The following is a 19,960-nucleotide window of genomic DNA, read 5'->3' as shown; positions in this document are numbered from 1 at the left end:
AGCAGAAAGGCAGGGAACCTAAATGAGTGTATTTATTAATAAAAATACGAGAGTAATTGTTCAGGGGATTACCGGTTCGACCGCATTGTTCCATACAAAACAAATGATTGAGTACGGAACAAATATTGTTGGTGGTGTCACACCTGGAAAAGGTGGAACTGAAGTAGAAGGAGTTCCTGTATTTAATACTGTATCTGAGGCAGTTCAGACAACTGGAGCGAACGCTTCTGTTATCTATGTACCAGCACCATTTGCGGCAGATGCCATTTTAGAGGCTGTTGACGCTGAAGTTGATCTCGTCATTTGTATCACAGAACATATTCCTGTGCTTGACATGGTCAAAGTGAAACGGTATATGGAAGGGAAAAAGACAAGACTAGTTGGACCAAACTGCCCAGGTGTCATCACACCTGAAGAATGTAAAATTGGTATCATGCCTGGCTACATTCATAAAAAAGGTCATGTGGGTGTTGTTTCTCGTTCTGGAACGCTTACATATGAAGCGGTACATCAGCTTTCAGAAGCTGGCGTTGGTCAATCGACAGCTGTAGGAATCGGGGGGGACCCGGTAAATGGGACAAACTTTATTGATGTATTAAAAGCATTCAATGAAGACCCTGAAACGCATGCTGTGATTATGATCGGTGAAATCGGCGGTACGGCTGAAGAAGAAGCAGCTGAATGGGTAAAAGCAAATATGACTAAACCAGTCGTTGGCTTTATTGGCGGTAAAACAGCGCCTCCAGGAAAACGTATGGGACATGCTGGTGCCATTATTTCTGGTGGTAAAGGAACAGCTGATGAAAAGGTAAAAACAATGCGTGAATGTGGAATTGAAGTGGCAGAAACACCATCTGTCATGGGAGAAACGTTGATTAAAGTATTAAAAGAGAAGAATCTCTTCGAAGCTTGTAAAACGCATTAATGACACAAGAAGACTTGTTCTTTGGCAAGTCTTCTTCTTTCTATCTTAAACTGGAGGAATGGTATGTACAACGTGTCCGAAAGAATGATTTTTCACCGCTTAAAAGGCCTCATCTCACCCTCATTATTAACAAAATGGTGGAAAGTCGATCCTGAACTATATATAAATGAAGAAACACATCATTTTAAACAGGATCGAGCATTACAAACGATCGACTTTACCCGCTTAAAACAAGCTGAAGAAAATGAATTCCCCATTTTTCAACACATCGTTCAAGCCTATTTAAAGCAAAACATTCACATGATTCCCATCACATCACCCTTATATCCCAGCACACTAAAAAATATTTATGATCCTCCCCCTGTGTTATTCCTAAAAGGAAACGTATCATATTTAAATGAAGAAAAAAGTTTAGGTGTAGTCGGCACAAGAGTTCCATCATCTTATGGAGAAGCATGTGTGAAGAAAATTGTTGGTGAGCTTGTAAAGGGAGATTGGATGATTGTCAGTGGTTTAGCTAAAGGGATAGATGGACTTGCACATAAAGAGTGCATCAGGAAAAAAGGAAAAACGATCGGCATTATAGCAGGCGGCTTTCAGCATTTATACCCAAAAGAGCATGAGCAAATGGCTCAATACATGGGCGAGCATCATTTGCTTTTGTCAGAGCATCCGCCATATGTCAAACCAGAAAAGTGGCATTTTCCAATGAGAAATCGTTTAATTAGTGCATTGACGAAAGGAACCATCGTGATTCAGTGCAAAGAAAAGAGCGGTTCTCTTATAACAGCCTATCAAGCGCTTGAGCAAGGAAAAGAGGTATTTGCGGTTGCCGGATCCATCTTTGATCCTAATTCCACAGGTCCGGCAAGACTCATTCAGCAGGGAGCAAAGCTTGTTCATTCCACAAAGGATATTTTAGAGGAATTCTCCTTCCGCAGTGTTCAATATACTGAACTCTCATAAAAATATCGTTTGACAAAAGACATCGGAATATTTAATAATAGTGAGGATTTAAGTTTACACTTTGTTTTTCGTGTTTATAATGATGTTCATCATAAAGAATTTTTAATGATTGCCTGTTAGATAGGTGCAATTAACATAAATATGAATTGTGAAATGTATAAAGAGAGAACACCTCTTAAGGGGGATTTTGAGTATGGCTGATTATTTAGTCATCGTTGAGTCGCCAGCAAAGGCGAAAACGATTGAGCGTTATTTAGGAAAAAAGTATAAAGTAAAAGCTTCAATGGGGCACGTAAGGGATTTACCGAAAAGTCAGCTCGGTGTTGACACTGAGCATGACTTCGAACCGAGATATATTACGATTCGCGGGAAAGGCCCAGTTTTAAAAGAATTAAAAACAGCGGCGAAAAAAGCAAAAAAAGTCTATCTCGCAGCTGACCCCGATAGAGAGGGAGAAGCAATTGCTTGGCATTTAGCACACAGCCTTGACCTTGACCTCTCTTCTGACTGCCGCGTTGTTTTTAACGAGATTACAAAGGATGCCATTAAGGATTCCTTTAAGCATCCACGTATGATCAATATGGACTTAGTTGATGCGCAGCAGGCAAGACGGATCTTGGATCGTCTCGTTGGGTATAAAATCAGTCCGATTTTATGGAAGAAAGTGAAAAAAGGCTTAAGTGCCGGACGTGTTCAATCAGTTGCACTCCGCCTCATTATTGATCGCGAGAATGAAATTAATGAATTTAAACCAGAAGAATACTGGACAATTGACGGTACATTCCTTAAAGGAAAAGAAAGCTTCGAAGCGAGTTTCTTTGGGCTCAATGGCAAAAAACATCCATTGAAAACAAAAGAAGATGTAAAAGAAATCCTTTCGAAATTAAAAGGAAGCGAATTCTCTGTAGAGAAAGTAACGAAAAAAGAGCGGAAACGTAATCCAGCCGTTCCGTTTACGACTTCTACTTTACAGCAGGAAGCTGCAAGAAAATTAAACTTCCGTGCGAAAAAGACGATGATGATTGCACAGCAATTATATGAAGGAATTGATCTTGGTAAAGAAGGTACAGTCGGTCTCATTACATATATGAGAACGGACTCAACACGTATTTCCAATACGGCGATTGAAGAAGTATCTGCTTTCATTGATCAGACGTACGGCAAGAATTTCTTAAACACAACAAAACGACCGGCCAAAAAGAATGAAAATGCACAAGATGCTCACGAAGCCATCCGCCCGACTTCTACGTTAAGAAAACCGGCAGATGTCAAGCACGTGCTAAGCCGCGATCAGCTTCGCCTGTATAAATTGATTTGGGAACGATTCGTGGCAAGCCAAATGGCGCCGGCTGTTCTTGATACAATGAGTGTGGACCTTGATCATAACGGTCTTACTTTCCGTGCGAATGGCAGTAAAGTAAAATTCCCTGGGTTTATGAAGGTTTATGTGGAAGGAAAGGACGACCAGCTAGAGGAAAAGGACAAAATGCTTCCTGATCTGAAAGAAGGGGATACAGTTCTTTCAAAAGATATCGAACCTGAACAGCACTTCACACAGCCGCCTCCGCGTTACACTGAGGCAAGATTGGTCAAAACACTTGAAGAGCTCGGTATAGGCCGTCCATCTACGTATGCACCAACATTAGATACGATTCAAAAGCGCGGCTATGTCGCACTTGATAATAAACGATTTACACCGACAGAGCTTGGAGAGATTGTACTCAACTTAATCATTGAATTCTTCCCTGAAATCATTAACGTTGAATTTACAGCGAAAATGGAAAAGGAACTTGATAGCGTTGAAGAAGGTACGATCGAATGGGTTCGTATTATCGACAGCTTCTATCAAGACTTTGCAAAACGGGTAGAAAAAGCTGAAGCGGAGATGCAAGAAGTTGAGATTGAGCCGGAATACGCCGGAGTTGATTGTGAAGAGTGCGGACATCCGATGGTGTACAAAATGGGTCGATACGGTAAGTTCATGGCGTGCTCTAACTTTCCTGACTGCCGTAACACAAAACCAATTGTCAAAGATATCGGTGTCAAATGCCCGACATGTCATGAAGGAAACATTGTTGAACGAAAATCGAAGAAACGCCGCATTTTTTACGGCTGTGATCGTTTTCCAGAGTGTGAATTCGTCTCTTGGGACAAACCAATTGAAAGAAAGTGTCCAAAATGCGAAAATATGCTTGTAGAGAAAAAGCTGAAAAAAGGTGTTCAAGTTCAATGTGTGAACTGTGATTATAAAGAGGAACAGCAAAAATAGCGGTGAGCAGCATTGTTCACCTGCTTTTTTATGTCATCAAACAGACCTTACAAAATAGGAGAGTTGTACAATGAGTCAATTTGTAAATGTGATCGGAGCCGGTTTAGCTGGAAGTGAAGCAGCATGGCAAATCGCTAAACGAGGAATTAAAGTCAATTTATATGAAATGAGACCAGTGAAACAAACGCCGGCTCACCACACAGATAAATTTGCGGAGCTTGTATGCAGCAACTCACTGCGTGCGAATGCTTTGACGAATGCAGTAGGTGTATTAAAGGAAGAAATGCGTCATTTAGATTCAGCCATTATCGCAGCAGCAGATGAAAGCTCAGTTCCTGCTGGCGGCGCGCTTGCAGTAGACCGTCATGAATTTGCAGCAAACGTGACAGACCGTGTGAAAAATCATCCGCATGTTACTGTCTTTCAAGAAGAGGTGCAGAGCATTCCAGAAGGTCCGACAATTATCGCGACTGGCCCGCTGACATCTGAAGCACTTTCCAAAGAATTAAAATCGTTAACAGGAGAAGAATATCTCTATTTCTACGATGCAGCAGCACCTATTCTAGAGAAAGACAGCATTGATATGGATAAGGTGTACTTGAAATCACGCTATGACAAAGGAGAAGCCGCTTATTTAAACTGTCCAATGACAGAAGAGGAATTCGATCGTTTTTATGAGGCGCTCATTTCTGCTGAAACTGTGCCATTAAAAGAGTTTGAAAAAGAAATCTTCTTTGAAGGCTGTATGCCAATTGAAGTCATGGCGAAAAGAGGAAAGAAAACAATGCTGTTTGGTCCGATGAAGCCAGTAGGACTTGAAGATCCGAAAACAGGAAAAAGACCTTACGCAGTTGTTCAATTAAGACAGGATGATGCAGCAGGGACTTTATATAACATCGTTGGCTTCCAGACACATCTAAAGTGGGGCGATCAAAAGGAAGTATTCCGTTTGATTCCAGGTCTTGAAGAAGCGGAGATTGTTCGTTATGGCGTGATGCACCGTAATACATTTATTAACTCGCCAAGCCTTTTAAGACCGACTTATCAGTTTAAAAATAGAGATGACCTATTCTTTGCCGGACAAATGACAGGTGTTGAAGGGTATGTCGAGTCCGCAGCGTCGGGACTTGTGGCTGGCATTAACGCCGCTCGTTTTGTCAAAGGAGAAGAGCTTGTGACACTTCCTGAGGAAACGGCGATTGGCAGTATGGCTCACTACATCACATCGACAAACAAGAAAAGCTTCCAGCCGATGAATGCGAATTTTGGTTTGCTGAAAGATCTAGGAGTTCGAATTAAAAACAAACAAGAACGTTATGCAGAGTACGCTAAGCGCGCAATCGAAACTATTCAAACTATTTCGAAATCTCTGTAGTAAAACATTGCACGGAAAGCCAGATATGTGATACCATTTAAAAGCCTTAAAGAGGTGTAAAAATGACGAATAAACAGCGTCTTGTCCACTTATTCATTGAATATCTGCAAATTGAAAAGAACTATTCAGCTTTAACGGTCTCAGGATATAAAGAAGCCATTGAAGAGTTTGTCAGATTTATGAACATTCAAGGAATAGACGGTTTTGAAGAGGTATCCTATCAAGATACGAGAATTTATTTAACAGAAGCTTATGAAAAAGGCCTGACAAGAAGAACGATTAGTAAGAAAGTCTCTGCGCTTCGCAGCTTTTATAAATTTTTATTAAGAGAACAGCTTGTGAAAGAAAATCCTTTTTTACTCGTTAGCTTACCAAAACAGGATAAGCGGATTCCTTCATTTTTGTATGAAGAGGAACTAAAAGAGCTTTTTACAGTTTCTGATGTCAGCACACCGCTTGGGCAAAGAAATCAAGCCATTTTAGAACTTCTTTATGCAACAGGTATGAGGGTCAGTGAGTTATGTTCATTAAAAGAATCTGATCTTGATTTATCGATGGATACAGTGCTTGTTCATGGGAAAGGCAGCAAGCAGCGGTATGTTCCTTTCGGGTCATATGCTCATGAAGCGCTCATTACTTATTTAGAGGATGGAAGGCAGAAGCTGAAAGCTAAGGGGGAAGACCGCGCTGATGCACATGTGTTTTTGAATCAGCGCGGGACGCCTCTTACAGACCGAGGTGTTCGTTTCATTCTCACTGAATTAATGAAAAAGGCGTCAGGTACATTACATATCCATCCTCACATGTTGAGGCACACCTTTGCCACGCATCTCTTAAACGAGGGAGCGGATTTGAGAAGTGTTCAAGAACTTCTCGGTCATTCAAATTTATCATCTACACAGGTGTACACGCATGTATCAAAAGATTCTTTAAGAAACACGTACATGTCTCATCACCCAAGGGCTTTTAAACGATCCTAAAAGGAGGTTTTTTCATGTCATCATTTCATGCAACAACCATCTTTGCCGTTCAACATAAAGGAAAAAGTGCTATGGCTGGCGACGGTCAAGTCACTTTCGGGCAGGCTGTCGTGATGAAACACACAGCAAAAAAAGTGCGCCGTCTTTTCGGAGGCAAGGTGCTTGCAGGTTTTGCAGGTTCAGTAGCAGATGCTTTTACACTCTTTGAAAAGTTTGAAACAAAGCTTGAAGAATATGGTGGTAACCTAAAGCGGGCAGCCGTAGAACTAGCGAAGGAATGGCGAAGTGACAAGATGCTAAGGCAGCTTGAGGCTATGCTCATCGTCATGAATAAAGAAAGTATTTTGCTCGTCTCTGGAACTGGAGAGGTCATTGAACCAGATGATGGGATTTTGGCAATTGGCTCAGGCGGCAACTATGCGCTTAGCGCCGGGAGAGCACTCAAAACCCATGCAGGTGATCATCTCTCAGCGAGAGAAATTGCAAAGGCCGCTCTTGAAACAGCCGGAGAAATCTGTGTCTACACGAACGATCAAATCACTTTAGAAGAGCTTGAATAGAAAGGACATGAGACGTATGGAGAAAAAGCCGTTCACCCCAAGAGAGATAGTTGAAAAGCTTGATCAATACATCATTGGTCAGCTTGATGCGAAAAAAGCAGTGGCGGTGGCTTTAAGAAACCGTTACAGAAGAAGTCTTTTACATGATAAGCTAAAGGATGAAGTCGTTCCTAAAAACATTTTAATGATCGGCCCAACAGGTGTGGGGAAAACAGAAATTGCCCGCAGAATTGCTCGAATTTCTGGTGCGCCTTTTATTAAAGTGGAAGCGACGAAGTTTACTGAAGTGGGTTATGTCGGCCGTGACGTAGAGTCCATGGTGAGAGATTTAGTTGAAACAGCGATTAGACTTGTCAAAGAAGAAAAGATGAAAGATGTTCAAGAAGAAGCAGAAAAACAAGCAAATAAACGTCTTGTTCATTTACTTGTTCCTGGTAAGAAAAAGAGCCAGTCTGTGAAAAATCCTTTTGAGATGCTGTTTGGCGCCTCTGATGAAGATGACCGTGATCGTGATCATTCAAATGAAGAAGTGGAACTCGAATCGACAAGAAAGCGAATCGCTCATCAGCTGGCTATGGGAGAACTTGAAGATCATTACGTCACGATCGAAGTAGAAGAACAGCAGCCTTCCATGTTTGATATGCTTCAAGGCTCGGGTATGGAGCAAATGGGTATGAACATGCAGGATGCGCTTGGCAATCTCATGCCTAAAAAGAAAAAACGCAGAAAGCTGACTGTCAGAGAAGCAAGAAAGGCGTTAACGGCTGAGGAAGCTTCAAAACTGATTGATATGGATGAAGTCAGTCAGGAAGCGGTCTACAAAGCAGAGCAGCAAGGAATTATTTTTATCGATGAAATCGACAAAATCGCCAAAAGCGGCGGTGCATCATCTGCAGATGTTTCTCGTGAAGGGGTTCAGCGTGATATTTTACCGATTGTAGAAGGTTCAACTGTGATGACGAAATATGGTGCTGTAAAAACAGATCATGTGCTTTTTGTTGCAGCAGGTGCATTCCATATGGCAAAGCCATCAGATTTGATTCCAGAGCTTCAGGGGCGCTTCCCAATTCGTGTAGAATTAGATAAATTAAGTATAGAAGACTTTGTGAAAATCTTAACGGAACCAGATAATGCATTATTAAAGCAATATAAAGCTTTACTTGAAACAGAAGGTATATCTCTTGAATTTTCTGACGATGCTATTCATAAGATTGCCGAAGTGGCTTATCATGTCAATCAGGAGACAGATAACATCGGTGCAAGAAGGCTTCATACCATACTTGAGAAGCTGCTTGAAGAGCTTTCATTTGAGGCGCCTGATATTACGATGGAGACAGTGACCATTACCCCTCAGTATGTCGAAGAGAAGCTAGGAAAGATTGCAAATAACAAAGATTTAAGTCAATTTATACTGTAACAAATGAATAAAGTAATCTAGGAGGATCATTATTATGGCGTTACTACAAAAAACAAGGATTATTAACTCAATGCTGCAAGATGCAGCGGGGAAACCAGTTAATTTCAAAGAAATGGCAGAAACATTGAGAGATGTCATTGATTCAAACATTTTCGTATTAAGCAGAAGGGGAAAGCTTCTTGGCTATTCCATTAATCAACAGATCGAAAATGCACGTATGAAAAAAATGCTTGAAGATCGTCAGTTCCCTGAAGAATATACAAAGAGTCTATTCAATGTCCCTGAAACGTCTTCAAACCTTGATATTAACAGTGAATATACAGCTTTCCCGATTGAAAACCGTGACTTATTCCAATCAGGTTTAACAACAATTGTTCCAATTATCGGTGGAGGAGATCGTTTAGGTACGTTAATCCTGTCCCGCTTGCAAGATACATTCAAAGATGATGATTTAATTCTTGCTGAATACGGGGCAACAGTTGTTGGAATGGAGATTCTTCGCGAGAAAGCAGAGGAAATTGAAGAAGAAGCAAGAAGTAAAGCGGTTGTCCAAATGGCCATTAGTTCTCTTTCATATAGTGAACTTGAAGCGATTGAGCACATTTTTGAAGAGCTGGATGGAAACGAAGGTCTTCTCGTTGCAAGTAAAATTGCAGATCGTGTAGGGATTACTCGTTCAGTGATCGTAAACGCCTTACGTAAGTTAGAAAGTGCAGGCGTGATCGAATCTCGTTCTCTTGGAATGAAGGGAACGTACATCAAAGTGTTAAACAACAAATTTTTAATTGAACTCGAAAATTTAAAATCTCATTAATCAAAAACCCTTTTTGGCCGAAATAAATGCTGAAAAGGGTTTTTTTATGCGAAAAAATGAGGATTTGTCCGAAAAATGACACTCTTTTTTCCAAGAAACCCCTTACAAATCTGTAGTTCTTTGAATCTAGGTCTTTATACCTATTCGTAAAATAGATATATATTACGAGTTTTTTTTACATATACATCATAGACTTTAATCCTATTATTTCTTACAATGAACATATGGTTTTACAAATCTCGACATGATTAAATGGAATGAAATACATATGATTGGAGGTATATGGTTTTGGATATATTTTCTGGAACGATCAGCAATCTTGAGAATGCCTTGGGAAGAGCGAATGTTAAGCAAAAAGTCATAAGCAATAATATCGCAAATATAGACACACCGAACTACAAGTCGAAAAACGTCGCATTCCATGACATGCTAAATGATGCGTCAATCAAATTAGATGCTAAAAAAACATACCAAGGTCACATTGATTTTTCAAAAACAGGGTCTAATTATTCAGTTGTTTCAAGCAACCGTACTTCATATCAAGAAAACGGAAATAATGTCGATATTGATCAAGAGATGAGTGAACTCGCTAAAAACCAAATTCAGTATAATGCGCTGGTGGAAAGAATGAGCGGGAAATTCAATTCTCTTAAAACAGTTTTGACAGGAGGTAAGTGATGTCGATCTTTTCAGGAGTGAACGCTTCGGCCTCAGCATTAACGGCACAGAGGCTCAGAATGGACGTTGTATCCTCAAACCTTGCAAATATGGATACAACAAGAGCTAAACAGGTTGATGGCAACTGGGAGCCTTATAGACGTAAGCTTGTCACATTACAGCCGTCAGGTGAATCATTTTCATCTATATTGAACTCAAGTATGAATTCGAGCGGCAAATTAGGAAACGGCGTCAAAGTAACAAAGATTACTGAAGACGAAACTCCATTCAACCTTCAATATGATCCTACAAATCCCGATGCCAATGAAAATGGATATGTTCAAACACCAAATGTCGATCCATTAAAAGAAATGGTCGACCTCATCAGCAGCTCAAGATCATATGAAGCAAACGTGACTGCTCTAAATGCGAACAAAAGCATGCTGATGAAAGCTTTAGAAATAGGAAAGTAAGGTGAAAACAATTGGTTAATGCAATATCTCCTTTCCAGCTTCAAACCGCTCAGCAAGCCAGTGAATTGACGAATGCATCGCCCGTTCAGGCGGCTGCACCTAAAAGTCAAACGAATTTCTCTGATGTGCTGAAGAATTCCATTGAGGCATTAAATCAATCACAGCTGAAATCAGACCAGTATACAAATGCGCTTGCACAAGGAAAAGATGTCAATCTCGATGAAGTCATGATTGCTTCACAAAAAGCGAGTGTCACACTCACAGCTGCAACAGAGTTTCGAAATAAAGCAGTCGAAGCGTACCAAGAGATTATGAGAATGCAGATGTAGGAGGTGCTGGTGGACAAAAAAAGACTGAATGGAATGACCGGGGGTTAAGATGAATCGTACTTTAATGCAATTAAGAACAAGAACAGTTGAGTTTTGGCGAAATCGATCAAAATTACAAAAAATACTCATGATTGGCGGCGTTGCTGCCCTAGCAATCATTATTACGGTTGTTAGCATCTTTGCTTCTTCTGAAAAAATGGTTCCGCTGTTTAGAGACTTGTCTGAGGCAGAAGCTGGACAAATCAAACAGGAACTAGATGGCAAAAACGTTAAATCGGAACTTGCAAACAATGGAACAACGATTCTCGTTCCAGAAAAGCAAGCAGACTCTTTAAAAGTAACACTCGCATCTGAAGGGCTCCCTAAGACAGGCAACATTGATTATTCCTTCTTTGCAAACAATTCAGGCTTCGGTTTAACAGATAATGAATTTGATGTTCTGAAAGTAGACGCAACTCAGACAGAACTATCCAATCTGATCAACACAATTGATGGGATTAAAGATTCAAAAGTTATGATTAACCTGCCAAAAGATTCCGTTTTTGTTGGAGAAGAGCAAAGTAATGCATCAGCATCCATTGTGCTGCAAGTTGAGCCGGGCTACACACTCACGCCGCAGCAAGTAAAAGGCCTTTATCATCTTATTTCAAAAAGTGTGCCGAATTTAAAAACAGAAAACATTGTCATTATGGACCAAGATTCCAACTACTACGACTTAAACACCAGCTCCGATTCCTATGCAAGTGGAATGGATGCACAGCAGCAGAAAAAAGAGGAAATCGAAAAGAACCTTCAAAGAAAAATTCAGCAGCTGCTCGGAACAATGATGGGTCAAGATAAAGTGGCTGTATCGGTCACAACAGACATTGATTTTACTGAAGAAAAAAGAAAAGAAGACCTTGTAGAACCTGTTGATAAAGAAAACATGCAGGGAATTGCTGTCAGCGCTGAAAAGATTGCTGAAACATATTCAGGCAATGGCGCAGCAGCTGGAGGCACTGCTGGAACAGGTGACGATGATGTCACAAATTATCAAGGTGCCGATGGAGCGAATGGAAGCGGAGATTACGAAAAGAGCGAAGATCGTATCAATTATGAGGTCAACCGCATTCATAAAGATATCAAAGAAAGTCCTTATAAAATCAGAGATGTTGGCATTCAAGCATTGGTCGAACCACCAACTGCAAACGATGTAAACTCTTTAACAGCTGAAAGACAAGATGATATCAAAAAGATTCTTTCAACGATCATTAGCACATCGATTGATAAAGAATACACAAATGGTCAAGCGCTCACTCAAGCAGACTTAGATAACAAAATCGTTTTATCTGTATCAAAATTAGACGGTAAACAGCAAACTGCGGCAGATAACCCTTCAAATAATATTCCAATCTGGGTTTATATTGTAGGCGGTGTGCTCCTACTTGCAATTATCGCTCTTATCATTCTTCTTGTACGCAAGCGTAGAAAAGATGAGGAAGAAGAGTTTGAGTTTGATGAACGTACACCAATCGATGTTCCTGATATCGACACTGAACCAGAAACAGAAGAAATGGTGAGAAAAAATCAGCTTGAAAAAATGGCAAAAGAAAAACCAGAAGACTTTGCTAAATTGCTACGCAGCTGGCTGTCCGAGGATTAGGAGGAATACACATGTCGAGAAAAGATCCAAATCGACTAACAGGCAGACAAAAAGCAGCAATCCTAATGATTTCCTTAGGGCTAGACGTGTCAGCATCTGTATACAAACATCTGTCTGAAGACGAAATAGAAAAATTAACATTAGAAATTTCCAATGTACGAAGTGTAGATACTGCTAAAAAAGATGAAGTCATCGAAGAGTTTCACAGCATTGCCATCGCGCAGGACTACATATCGCAGGGCGGTCTTATGTACGCAAGACAAGTGCTTGAAAAAGCGCTTGGTGAGGACAAAGCGGACAGCATCTTAAACCGATTAACATCCTCCCTTCAAGTGAAACCATTTGATTTTGCTCGAAAGGCTGACCCAGAACAAATTTTAAACTTTATCCAGCATGAGCATCCACAAACGATTGCACTTATCCTTTCCTACCTGGATCCAGTGCAGGCTGGGCAAATTTTATCTGAGTTAGGCGAGGAAGTACAAACTGAGGTTGCGAGACGTATTGCCTTAATGGACCGCACATCTCCAGAGATCATCAATGAGGTGGAGCGTATTCTTGAACAAAAGCTCTCTTCAACCTTTACGCAGGACTATACGCAAACGGGCGGAGTCGAAGCGGTTGTGGAAGTGCTAAATGGTGTAGACCGTGCTACTGAGAAGACCATTTTAGACACACTTGAAATTCAAGATCCAGAGCTTGCTGATGAAATTAAGAAACGTATGTTTGTCTTTGAAGATATTGTCACTCTTGACAGCAGAGCGATTCAGCGCGTCATCAGAGATGTTGAAAATGATGACTTATTGCTCGCACTCAAAGTGGCAAGCGAAGAGGTCAAAGAAATTGTCTTCCGCAACATGTCACAGCGGATGGTCGAAACATTCAAAGAAGAAATGGAGTTTATGGGGCCTGTCCGGCTTAGAGATGTCGAGGAAGCACAAACCCGTATTGTCAGCATCGTAAGACGACTTGAGGAAGCTGGAGAAATCGTCATAGCTCGAGGCGGAGGAGACGATATCATTGTCTAGGATTATCAAACATGAAACATCTGTTATTCCTGAACAAGGACGGCAAACGATTCCTTTACAGCAAGTAGAGTTTAAAAGAGAACATCACGAAGAAGTGCTTGTCAATGAAACCGAAGCATCGCAGCTAGTACTCAGTGATGCAGAAGATCAAGCGAGCCGCATATTAGAACAAGCAAACAGTGAGCTGGAAAAAACAATGGCTGAAATCAATCAGCGCAGAACTGATTTTGAAGAAGAAAGAATGCAGCTCATTGAAGAAGCGAAACAAGCAGGTTATCAAGACGGCTTCCAAAAGGGCGAAGCAGATGCGAATATGCAGTACCAAGCTATTCTTGATCAAGCAAATGACATCGTTAGTCTTGCAAGACAGGACTACGAAGAAAAAATTGAAAGCTCTGCTGAGCAAATTGTGGAACTCGCTTTTGAACTCGCCAAACGCGTTTGGTGTGCAGCTGAGGACACAAAAGATCAATTTTTGTCACTTGTGAAGCAGGTCATTACAGAAGTGAAAGAATATGACGATATTTCCATCTATGTTGACCCTGAACATTACGAGCATGTGATGGAATATAAAGACGAATTGATTAGAATCCTTCAAAAGGATACACACCTTGCCATTTACTCGGATGAAAAAGCGCCAAAAGGAACTTGTTACGTAGAAACAAGTTTTGGAAAAGTGGAAGCGAGTGTTGATACCCAAATGAATCAGTTGAAAGAAAAATTATTAGAAGTCATTGATTCAGGTGATCACAAATGAAAATGGATGTGTTAAAAGAAACGATTGAAACCGCCGATCCTTATAAACGATTTGGTAAAGTCAATCGAGTGGTTGGGCTGATGATTGAATCTAAGGGGCCGGAGAGTTCGATCGGTGATGTGTGTCTCATTCATAAAAAAGGGAGCAAGCACCATCCGATAAAAGCAGAGGTCGTAGGATTTAGAGATGAAAACATTCTGCTCATGCCTTATGTAGAAGCATCCAATATTTCACCAGGAAGTCTTGTAGAAGCGACCGGTGAGTCGCTGAAGGTCAAAGTAGGGACTGGATTAATTGGTGAAGTCGTTGATGCCTTCGGTCATCCGCTTGATGGCAGTATGCTTCCAAAGGGACTTGCACCTGTTTCCACAGATCAGTCACCTCCAAATCCAATGGACAGGCCGCCTATTCGAGAAAAGATGGGTGTTGGTGTTAGAGTCATCGACAGTCTGCTCACAGTTGGCACTGGTCAAAGGATCGGGATTTTTGCCGGAAGTGGTGTTGGAAAAAGTACCTTAATGGGAATGATTGCAAAGCAGACAGAAGCAGACCTCAATGTGATTGCTCTTGTAGGAGAGCGTGGCCGTGAAGTTCGTGAGTTTATTGAAAAGGATTTAGGTGCTGAAGGACTGAAGCGATCAATTGTTGTCGTTGCAACTTCTGACCAGCCTGCACTAACGAGACTGAAAGCTGCGTATACCGCAACAGCCATTGCGGAGTATTTCAGGGACAGAGGCAAAAATGTCATGTTCATGATGGATTCTGTTACGAGGGTTGCCATGGCGCAAAGGGAAATAGGTCTTGCAACTGGCGAGCCGCCAACAACAAAAGGATATACACCTTCAGTGTTCGCTATACTGCCAAAATTACTCGAACGAACAGGGACAAATCAGCTTGGTTCCATCACAGCATTTTACACAGTGCTTGTTGATGGGGACGATATGAATGAGCCGATCGCTGATACAGTGAGGGGGATCCTGGATGGCCACATTGTACTTGATCGTGCTTTAGCCAACAAAGGACAATTTCCCGCTGTTAATATTCTGAAAAGTATCAGCCGTGTCATGAGCAATATCGCAAGTCATGATCACAAGGAAGCGGCTAACCGGTTCCGCCAGCTATTATCCACTTATCAAAACGCTGAAGACCTCATTAATATTGGAGCATATAAAAAAGGCTCCTCCAAAGATATTGATGAGGCCATGCAGGCTTACCCTCATCTGATTTCATTTTTGAAGCAGGATGTAGAAGAGGCTGTATCTATTGAAGACAGCGTGAGTTTATTGCTCAGTTTGATGAATAGAGAGGATTGACAAAAACAGTGAGATATCAATACAAATTTCAAAAGCTCTTAGAACTGAAAGAAAGTGAAAAAGACAAGTCACTCGCAGCGTACCAACAATCCGTTTCGGCATTTGAGCAAGTCGCTGAAAAACTCTATGAAAATATGAGTAAAAAAGAGCTAATGGAAAAAAGCAAAGAAGAAAAGCTGAGAAATGGAATGAGTGTTCAAGAAATGCGTCATTACCAGCAATTTGTGACCAACTTAGATAGCACCATTCAGCATTATCAGCAGCTTGTGATCATGAAACGTCATCAAATGAATGAAAAACAATCTGATTTAACTGAAAAAAACATTGAGTTTAAAAAGTTTGAAAAAATGAAAGAAAAGCAATTTGAAAAGTTCTCCCTTGAACATAAGGCAATTGAAATGAAAGAAATGGATGATATCTCTATCAGCCAATTCATGTTTCAAGGACATTAGGAGTCGAGATGAATGCCTAAAAAGGAAAAAACGAAGGAATCAGGCGGCGGGAAATTTCAATTGATCTTGTTTATTGTCATCATCCCATTGATTGTGCTTGTGATTGTAACTGGCACGATCCTTTATATGGCAGGTTTTGATCTAAAAAAACCGCTCCAAAACATTCCAGGGATCAGCAGTTTGGTTGGTTCAGATGACACCTCAAAAACGTCATCTTCACAAAGTGATCAAGGCGATGCAGAGCTGAAAGATCTGAAAAAGACCATTAAAGAGCAAAAGAATGAGCTCGAAATTGCACAAAAAGATTTGAAAACAAGTGATGAAGAGATTAAAAGACTGAATCAAAAAATCAACTCACTTGAAAAAACATCTGAAAATGATGCAAAGAATACGTCAGCCAATGACAGCTCATCGAATGACAGCTCATCAAATAACACGTCAGGTAATAGCTCAGCAGGGACGTCCTCTGATGCAGCGGCATCCTCTAATCAGCAGACAAAAGGAAAGGTCGCCAGCATTTATGAAAGCATGGACCCAGGGAAATCCGCCAAAATTTTATCAGAATTAAGTGATAAAGAGGCGTTAAAAATCCTTGAAGAGCTGAGCAAAAATAAACTGACAGACATATTAGCAAAACTGACACCTCAGAAGGCAGCAACGTTTACAAAAGAGCTTGCCAAAAAAGAAGAAAGTGAAAATGGGGGTGGACAATAAGTGAAGCTATTGGATATTGGAGCCTTACAGCAATCTTCTCAAGGTCTCTCGGGGCTAAAGGGAGACGGCGCGGTATCTGCACGCGGTTTGTTTAAACAATTGCTTAGCGGAGCAGGTGCTCAAAGCGGCCCTGTTCATGCTGAGACAGCCGCTGCTGCCTCTCTTTCTATCAATGATGCGATGCAAATCATTGAAAAATGGATGCAATCACCTGAAGAAGGAATGAGCGCAGACCTTCTAAGTGCGCTTCAAACACTACAAGGTCAACCACTTGAATCATCCGATCTCAAATCGCTTGAAGAGTTATTTCAAAAAATGGAATCTACCATTTACGGTGATCAAGCTGAAAAACCAGGTTCTGAACATAGTGAACAGCTCATACAAGTCCACTTTTTCATCTATCAGTTGCTTAATCAACAGCCGCTGAATTTTGATGCAAAGCTTGTGCAGGATATCGAGGAAAAAGGTCAAGACTTTATCCACTTTCTTTCGAAAAACGGGGTAGATGAAAAACTCATTCAGCAAGTAAAAGAGCAGTTCTTCTCGCAGGGGTCAGCGCCCAAGGTGAATTCGATGACTCAAAGTGAGCTAAAGCACTTTAATCAGTTAATCGACCATATGATGGCGAATGCGAAAGGATCTGACAAAGAGTGGAAAATTTCACTGGGAGAATTGAAGGAACTAGTCTCTCCAAAACAAGAATCTACTCTCGCTTCTCCGGCAAAAGGGAATGCATCTCTTGAGTGGCTCATCAAAAAAGAAGTCGTTAAAGGACAAAGCACTGCTGCACCAGCTTCTGAAAAAATAATGACCCATACTCTTTTGCCAGGTCATAAGCAGTTTTTCCAACTTCAGTCAGCGGCTCCTGTTCAGCAGACACAAACGACTGATGAAAAGCCAGGAACGGTTGATCAGCAAATTCTAAACACGTGGAAGCAAATGAAATTCACGCCGTTTGGCAATTCAAGCGGACGCTTTACCGTTCGATTAAATCCAGAAAATCTTGGATTCATTACCATTCAGCTAACGAAGCAAAACGGTATGTATGCGAGTAAAATTACAGCTTCGACGCAGGCAGCGAAAGAGCTGTTAGAGCATCATCTGCCGCAGCTCAAGCAGGCACTTCCAAATATGTCGGTTCAAGTGGACCGTTTTCATATACCGCTTCAATCAAATGAGCAGCCGTTATTTGGACAACAATTTAACGAAGAAAACAAGCAGCAGCAGTCAAAAGGACAGAATTCCCAGCAGACTGATGAACAGGAAGCAGAATTCCAAGATGTACTGGATGCTCTTGTTGGGTCAGATGAAGAAGAGGAGGAGATCTAATGGCAACAGTTGATGCTACAAATAGAATAGCCGCACAAACAGACACTTCTTCAAAAGCAGAAAAGAAAACAGATACGCTTGGCAAAGATCAATTCTTGAAAATTTTGCTCACGCAGCTTCAAAACCAAGATCCGACAAACCCGCTTGATGACCGTGAGTTTGTCACGCAGCTTGCGACATTTTCATCTTTAGAACAGCAAACCAATATGAACGATTCGATCACCAAACTGAATCAGCTCATGTCTACATTTGTTGCACACCAAGATCCGTTTACGACGTATGTAGGCTGGATTGGTAAAGAAGTATCGGGCAAGTTGGATGATAAAGAGATATCGGGCACTGTGAAGTCTGTTAAAAACATAGACAATGAATACTTACTTGTTTTAGAAGATGGAACGAAAATCAGCCCTTGGGATGTTACAGCAGTTGGAGAAAAAACGAAGTAATTCGAGGAGGAAAATAAATGTTACGCTCACTTTACTCAGGAATTAGCGGAATGAAAAACTTCCAATCAAAATTAGATGTGGTAGCCAACAACGTAGCCAACGTCAATACACACGGATACAAAAAAAGCCGTATCACGTTTAAAGATATGGTCAGCCAAACCATTGGAAGTTCAGGTGGACCAACGAACAACTCCGGTTCAATCAACTCAAAACAAATTGGTTTAGGATCATCTTTATCTTCTATTGATAAAATCATGTCAGCGGGATCTTCTCAAAATACAAATGAACCTTACGACTTCTATATCAATGGAGATGGGTTTTTCCGTATTGAAAGTCAAGGAGAAATTCTTTATACAAGAACAGGGAATTTCGACACTGATTCAGAGGGAAGCTTAGTCACCCCTGATGGAAATTATCTACTTGGAATGAATGGACAAAAGATAACGATTCCAGATGGCGTTTCAAGTGTAAGTGTTGGTCCAGATGGAACGGTTTCGGTTGTTGAAAACAACGTATCTAGAAATGTTGGGCAGATTTCACTCGTATCGTTCCGTAACGCAGGAGGATTAGACAAAGTTGGTGACAACCTTTACCGCCAAACGTTAAGCTCAGGTGCACCAAGTAATCCTATCGTACCTGGTGAAGAAGGAACTGGCGTGATCCAAACAGGGAAACTTGAAATGTCAAACGTTGATTTAACAGATGAGTTTACTGAAATGATTATCGCGCAGCGCGGATTCCAATCGAATGCAAAGACGATCACAACATCTGATGAAATCCTGCAAGAGCTTGTGAATCTGAAACGATAGGAGGTAGGGGGAGCGGATGCTCGCTTCTCTGCTTAATATGATTGAAGTGACAAGATTAAATGGCAAAGGATTTATGCTGAACGCTCTCCATATCGAGCAAATCGAAAGCTTTCCAGACACGACCATTACTTTGGCCAATGGAAAGAAATTCGTTGTGAAAGAAGATGAAGTGCAGCTTCAAGAGAAAATCATTTCTTTCTACAGAAAAATCCAAGTCATTTCATTGAACCAAGGAATAGAGGAATTTGAATGAAGAAGAAATTAGTCGTAGTAATGCTAATCATGATTATTGCCATCGTCGGAATTGGTGCAGGCATCTTTTTTCTGCTGAATGGGTCAGACGAAGCAAAAGCCGAAAAAGAGCCAACAGCAGATGAAGTCGTAAAAGCTTCTGTTGAAATTCCTGAGATTATCACCAATTTAAAGTCTGAAGGAAATGCTGTCAAACTTGTCCTGAATATTGAAACGGACTCTGAAAAAGCAAAATCAGAGCTTGAGAAAAGAAGTTTCCAAGTAAAAGATGCTGTAATCGACATTTTATCTGACACGAATGCAGATGAACTTGATGGCAAAAAAGGCAGAGAACATTTTAAAATACAAGTCAAAAACAAAGTGAATAACTATTTGCAAGATGGCAAGGTGAAAGAAGTATATATAACCTCCTTTAATCTGCAATAGAGGCGATTAATTGAACACGATGGAGGT

General features: G+C 40.9%; 22 protein-coding genes. All 22 read left to right on the top strand.

All coding sequences use genetic code 11. The features are described from left to right. Positions 1–22: 22 nt before the first annotated feature. The 22 genes from sucD (at position 23) to fliL (ending at position 19,933) form a co-directional block, all read left to right on the top strand. Positions 23–925 (top strand): succinate--CoA ligase subunit alpha, encoded by a 903-nt coding sequence (gene sucD, locus NSS92_RS06665; protein ID WP_007499624.1) that lies wholly within the window; start codon positions 23–25, stop codon positions 923–925. A gap of 63 nt (positions 926–988) precedes the next feature. After that, positions 989–1,891 (top strand): DNA-processing protein DprA, encoded by a 903-nt coding sequence (dprA, locus tag NSS92_RS06660; RefSeq protein WP_340867191.1) that lies wholly within the window; start codon positions 989–991, stop codon positions 1,889–1,891. Between the two features lie 193 nt (positions 1,892–2,084). After that, positions 2,085–4,160: a type I DNA topoisomerase gene (topA, locus tag NSS92_RS06655; protein ID WP_340867190.1), complete on the top strand. Its 2,076-nt coding sequence runs from the start codon at positions 2,085–2,087 to the stop codon at positions 4,158–4,160. Between the two features lie 70 nt (positions 4,161–4,230). Continuing rightward, positions 4,231–5,535 carry an FADH(2)-oxidizing methylenetetrahydrofolate--tRNA-(uracil(54)-C(5))-methyltransferase TrmFO gene (gene trmFO, locus NSS92_RS06650; RefSeq protein ID WP_340867189.1) on the top strand — a complete coding sequence of 435 codons (1,305 nt, stop codon included), beginning with the start codon at positions 4,231–4,233 and terminating at the stop codon, positions 5,533–5,535. 62 nt (positions 5,536–5,597) lie between these two features. Next, positions 5,598–6,515 carry a tyrosine recombinase XerC gene (gene xerC / locus NSS92_RS06645; RefSeq protein WP_340867187.1) on the top strand — a complete coding sequence of 306 codons (918 nt, stop codon included), beginning with the start codon at positions 5,598–5,600 and terminating at the stop codon, positions 6,513–6,515. Between the two features lie 14 nt (positions 6,516–6,529). Then, on the top strand, positions 6,530–7,075 hold the full coding sequence (gene hslV / locus NSS92_RS06640; protein WP_024424181.1) for an ATP-dependent protease subunit HslV: 546 nt from the start codon (positions 6,530–6,532) through the stop codon (positions 7,073–7,075). Between the two features lie 16 nt (positions 7,076–7,091). Next, positions 7,092–8,492: an HslU--HslV peptidase ATPase subunit gene (gene hslU, locus NSS92_RS06635; protein ID WP_041108980.1), complete on the top strand. Its 1,401-nt coding sequence runs from the start codon at positions 7,092–7,094 to the stop codon at positions 8,490–8,492. Positions 8,493–8,526: 34 nt separating this feature from the next. Further along, positions 8,527–9,306 carry a GTP-sensing pleiotropic transcriptional regulator CodY gene (gene codY, locus NSS92_RS06630; protein ID WP_041108981.1) on the top strand — a complete coding sequence of 260 codons (780 nt, stop codon included), beginning with the start codon at positions 8,527–8,529 and terminating at the stop codon, positions 9,304–9,306. A gap of 288 nt (positions 9,307–9,594) precedes the next feature. Beyond that, on the top strand, positions 9,595–9,984 hold the full coding sequence (gene flgB, locus NSS92_RS06625) for a flagellar basal body rod protein FlgB (RefSeq protein WP_012009952.1): 390 nt from the start codon (positions 9,595–9,597) through the stop codon (positions 9,982–9,984). Continuing rightward, complete coding sequence (flgC, locus tag NSS92_RS06620; RefSeq protein ID WP_024424179.1) at positions 9,984–10,436, top strand: flagellar basal body rod protein FlgC; 453 nt, start codon at positions 9,984–9,986, stop codon at positions 10,434–10,436. Before flgB ends, flgC begins: the two co-directional genes overlap by 1 nt. Positions 10,437–10,447: 11 nt before the next feature. After that, the gene (fliE, locus tag NSS92_RS06615) at positions 10,448–10,765 is read left to right on the top strand and encodes a flagellar hook-basal body complex protein FliE (protein ID WP_076839565.1); all 318 of its coding nucleotides are present in this window, start codon (positions 10,448–10,450) and stop codon (positions 10,763–10,765) included. Positions 10,766–10,814: 49 nt separating this feature from the next. Beyond that, positions 10,815–12,407, top strand: coding sequence for a flagellar basal-body MS-ring/collar protein FliF (fliF, locus tag NSS92_RS06610; protein ID WP_340867185.1), 1,593 nt, complete (start codon positions 10,815–10,817; stop codon positions 12,405–12,407). Positions 12,408–12,418: 11 nt separating this feature from the next. After that, the gene (gene fliG, locus NSS92_RS06605) at positions 12,419–13,435 is read left to right on the top strand and encodes a flagellar motor switch protein FliG (protein WP_034281776.1); all 1,017 of its coding nucleotides are present in this window, start codon (positions 12,419–12,421) and stop codon (positions 13,433–13,435) included. Continuing rightward, positions 13,428–14,192: a flagellar assembly protein FliH gene (gene fliH / locus NSS92_RS06600; protein WP_267586249.1), complete on the top strand. Its 765-nt coding sequence runs from the start codon at positions 13,428–13,430 to the stop codon at positions 14,190–14,192. Before fliG ends, fliH begins: the two co-directional genes overlap by 8 nt. Beyond that, on the top strand, positions 14,189–15,505 hold the full coding sequence (fliI, locus tag NSS92_RS06595; protein WP_041117382.1) for a flagellar protein export ATPase FliI: 1,317 nt from the start codon (positions 14,189–14,191) through the stop codon (positions 15,503–15,505). The genes fliH and fliI overlap by 4 nt, the downstream gene beginning before the upstream one ends. A gap of 8 nt (positions 15,506–15,513) precedes the next feature. Further along, positions 15,514–15,957 carry a flagellar export protein FliJ gene (fliJ, locus tag NSS92_RS06590; RefSeq protein ID WP_267586250.1) on the top strand — a complete coding sequence of 148 codons (444 nt, stop codon included), beginning with the start codon at positions 15,514–15,516 and terminating at the stop codon, positions 15,955–15,957. Between the two features lie 12 nt (positions 15,958–15,969). Further along, positions 15,970–16,671, top strand: a complete 702-nt coding sequence (locus NSS92_RS06585; RefSeq protein ID WP_340867184.1) for a MotE family protein — start codon at positions 15,970–15,972, stop codon at positions 16,669–16,671. Continuing rightward, complete coding sequence (locus NSS92_RS06580; protein WP_340867183.1) at positions 16,672–18,000, top strand: flagellar hook-length control protein FliK; 1,329 nt, start codon at positions 16,672–16,674, stop codon at positions 17,998–18,000. Further along, entirely contained in the window at positions 18,000–18,446 is a 447-nt protein-coding gene (gene flgD, locus NSS92_RS06575; RefSeq protein ID WP_267586253.1) for a flagellar hook assembly protein FlgD, read from the top strand. Before NSS92_RS06580 ends, flgD begins: the two co-directional genes overlap by 1 nt. Positions 18,447–18,463: 17 nt before the next feature. Beyond that, complete coding sequence (gene flgG, locus NSS92_RS06570; RefSeq protein WP_024426979.1) at positions 18,464–19,255, top strand: flagellar basal body rod protein FlgG; 792 nt, start codon at positions 18,464–18,466, stop codon at positions 19,253–19,255. A gap of 37 nt (positions 19,256–19,292) precedes the next feature. Beyond that, a complete protein-coding gene (locus tag NSS92_RS06565; RefSeq protein WP_230030151.1) occupies positions 19,293–19,508 on the top strand; it encodes a flagellar FlbD family protein in 216 nt (71 codons plus the stop codon). Then, positions 19,505–19,933: a flagellar basal body-associated protein FliL gene (fliL, locus tag NSS92_RS06560; RefSeq protein WP_267586254.1), complete on the top strand. Its 429-nt coding sequence runs from the start codon at positions 19,505–19,507 to the stop codon at positions 19,931–19,933. The genes NSS92_RS06565 and fliL overlap by 4 nt, the downstream gene beginning before the upstream one ends. Positions 19,934–19,960 lie beyond the last annotated feature (27 nt).

Origin of the sequence: Bacillus sp. FSL M8-0166 (assembly GCF_038008825.1) — a bacterium.
GTDB classification, from domain to species: domain Bacteria; phylum Bacillota; class Bacilli; order Bacillales; family Bacillaceae; genus Bacillus; species Bacillus safensis.
Note: the sequence above shows the minus strand (reverse complement) of the source record. Positions and strands in the feature narration are given on the sequence as shown.